This window comes from Bacteroides sp. CAG:633 (assembly GCF_000435115.1).
GTDB classification, from domain to species: domain Bacteria; phylum Bacteroidota; class Bacteroidia; order Bacteroidales; family Bacteroidaceae; genus Bacteroides; species Bacteroides ndongoniae.
On the sequence record NZ_FR883151.1, the window covers coordinates 1 to 3,275 of the forward strand.

Here is a 3,275-nt window from a genome sequence, read left to right on the forward strand (position 1 = left end):
GCCCAGTTCGCGGCCCCGCTTCAGCATCACAACCGAATAGAGATTCATGTAGTTGAGCAAGCCTACCAGCAGAATCAGCCCCACTACCAGTCCGAGCAGCCTGAGCACGTCCGGACGCCCCTGGGTTACCGAGTCGACATAAGCAGATACCTGCCTGCTCAGGTAGAAGTCCTTGAGCGGAACAAGCTGGTAATAGACGGCCAGGTTACCATAGCATACCAGTTTCATGGGGGTACGGTTGGCCTGGTTTATCTCGTTCCCGTCCTCGGGGCGGTGCAGGCGTACCACTTCATAGGCCACCCGGCTCCAGTCCCTCATCAGATATACCGATAAAACGACATCGAACTGGAAAGAGGACTTTGTAGACGGCTCCTTCAGGATGCCAGCCACACGGACGGGCTTACCCGACGACGTAACCAGCTCCTTGCCCACGGCATGCTCGGTCCCGAATATCCGTAGAGCGGCCTGTGGCGTCAGCAGGGCTTCGTCGGGCTTTAGTTGCAGACTGCCTTCCTTGCAGCCGTAAGGTATCAGGTCGAAGAACAGGCTGTCCACCACTATGGTATTAACCGCATAGCGATAGTCGTCCTTCGCCACAAAGTCATCGTCAAACATCATAAACCGGCTGAACGCCTCCACTGCCGGATGATCCAGCGGATTGCGGTAGTTGGGGTCGTTGTTCCGGTCCCCGCTCTCGCCCAGTGACCCTCTCGGTTCTCCTTCCTTGAAAACGGCTGTCAGGAAAGTCCGGTCGACCTCGGGCACAAAATGATTGACAGTATACTCCTGGTGGATGTAACGCACCAGCACAAAGACACAACCTAGGCTCAGGGCCAATCCCAGCACATTGATGATGGTGTAGGTCCTGAAGCGCAGGATGGTACGGATGGATAGTAATAATGCTTTCATATATTCATTTACTTATTTATTTATCAATGGATTATTCCCGTTTGATGACTTCAGCCGGATTCACTCGCATTACCTGCCTAATCTTGCAAGCCACGGTCAGTACAACGACCGACAAGATGAAAACAAAGAGCAACGTGCCCCATTGCCATGCGGGAATCGTAGGTGCTCCAGATTCCGACAGTTCGTTCACCAATAGGTAAGCCAACGGGAAACCTGTAAGAAACGCCAGCATAAAAATAAGGAAGTAAGACTTGCCAAACAAATATGCAATGACCTTCGGTGTAGCTCCGTTGATTTTGCGGATAGCCACTTCCTTCTGCCTTCCTGTAGTGTCCAGTGAAATGGCGGAATAAATGCTCAATATAACCAATAACAGGCTGATGAACGCCAGGACGGCCAAGGCTACTCGGATGGCAGCTACAGAACCGTTCAGGGTGTGTTTGTTGTCCGACAAAAGCCGCATTTCCAACGGCAAGGTCTCTGGTATGTATGTACGATAGATTTTCTCCAATCGGTCCATAACCTTTTGGGCATCCTGTTCCGCAGCTACACGAAAATAGAGATAGTTATACTCCCGTGAAGGGAAGAAGACCGAACCTGCCGTCCTCACAGTATCTTTTGACTCACCGTATAATACTTTATATACACCGGCTATACGATAAGGTTTGCCTTCCAGCGTTATGCTGGAAGGTACACTGTCTTTGGCCAATGCTCCATTCAGCCTTTCACTGACATACACCACGTCTCCGACATCCTCCACCCATTTTTCTCCTTGCAGGGGGATGTGCAGAAAGTCAAAATAATCAGGACTTCCCGTAACGTATTCCACCTTTCTGTTTTGTTTACCGTTTTGCCAATCAATGGAATACAAAGTCTGAGGATACTGTACCGTACTTATTTTGCCGATAATCTCGGGTAAGGCCATGAAGTCGTTCAGCATCGGCTCCAAGTTCTTCCGCACGTAAAACGATTTAGGCTGGAAGACAATGATCTGTTCCTCTTCTTCGGGCGAAAGAGGACTGTAACTGTCAAACGTGCAGTGCAGGGCTATCTGAATACATAGTACGCTACCCACAAAGAATACGGCGATACTCAATTGTAACCACATCATGACTGAGCGGAACACGTGCCGACCTCCCTGTCCAATCACCTGCCTGCTGATGCCCGTGCGCCGTAAGTGCCAGACCGGAACATAAACTATCGGTAGACAAAGCAGTACCAGAAGCAAGTAATTCTTCAGTTGCGTACCATAAATGTCTTTCAAGTCCATCCAACTCATCTTATATAAATCTTCTTGAGCTATGTATTGTCTTCCTACACTGACAACGACCTCCGTCAAAGCGAGCGACACAAGAGCGGCCGCAGTCAACATCCAAAACACTTCGGCAAAAAGAAGCGTCAGGAGTCCCTTCGTATCCGACCCCATGCACTTGCGCAACGCCACTTCCCGATGACGGTTATAAAACATCTGAAAGACAAATTTCAGAAAATTAATCAGGGCCGAAATCAGAATAAGCGCAGCCAACAGACGAAGCATCAGCCTTACTCCACGCATCTGGTTATACTGGTGCATCACACTTATGGCCGAAGCAGTCCATGCGCCGTCTTTGTGCATCAAGGATTGCTTTTGCAGGTTGCTGTTCAGCGAAGCCAAAGTAACGTCTTCGGCCAGCAGACTCTTTACTCCCAAGGTGTGGTCCGTTACCAGCTGGTAGGAGAAGTAACAGTCTATCTCCTGTTCCGTCAGTCTGCCTTCTTCTGCTACATTCACTACCTTGAACTGGCGAATACCGTTATCGCGAAAGATGCTTGGTTCCAAAAGACATACAATACTGCCTATGGGATTTTCCGTTCCGAATACTTTCCGGGCAAACCGACGTGACAAGACTACCTCGTCCGGATGTTCCGGCAAACGGTCGCCATACAGCAACTTACGCCCTTCATAGCGGAAACTGTACGGATTGACGGCCGTGTATTCGATGATGAAAGGCCTCTCCTGCTGTTCATGGTCGATAACGCTGACTTCAGTAGATCGGGAATAAGATTCCACAGACAAGGCGGTCAGTCCGTCGACGGACCATTCTTCCATCCGACTGATATCCTCGACCGTAAAACCGGCATCGTATGGCTGCTCCTTACTGGAAAGCCGCAGGATAATCCGCCGTTCGGCATCGGGCAGGGAACTGTAATAGTCGGACTGCCCGATGAAATAATCCGCCAGCGAATAACAAACAATCCCGATGGCCAAACAAAGTACGGAAATCAGATGATGAACCTTATACTTCAATAAATTGCGCCAAGCGACTTTCAGGTAATGTAGTATCATAAGCATTTACGGCCTCACCCCCGACCCCTCTCCCAAGGAG

At 49.8% G+C, this 3,275-nt stretch carries 2 protein-coding genes; both read right to left on the bottom strand.

Features of this window, described 5'->3' with window-relative positions:
* Positions 1 to 909, bottom strand: a 909-nt coding sequence (locus QVP67_RS14360; RefSeq protein WP_288180267.1) for an ABC transporter permease, incomplete at its 3' end; no start/stop codon positions are given.
* Positions 910 to 940: 31 nt separating this feature from the next.
* A complete protein-coding gene (locus QVP67_RS14365; RefSeq protein WP_022164244.1) occupies positions 941 to 3,235 on the bottom strand; it encodes an ABC transporter permease in 2,295 nt (764 codons plus the stop codon).
* Between the last annotated feature and the right edge of the window lie 40 nt (positions 3,236 to 3,275).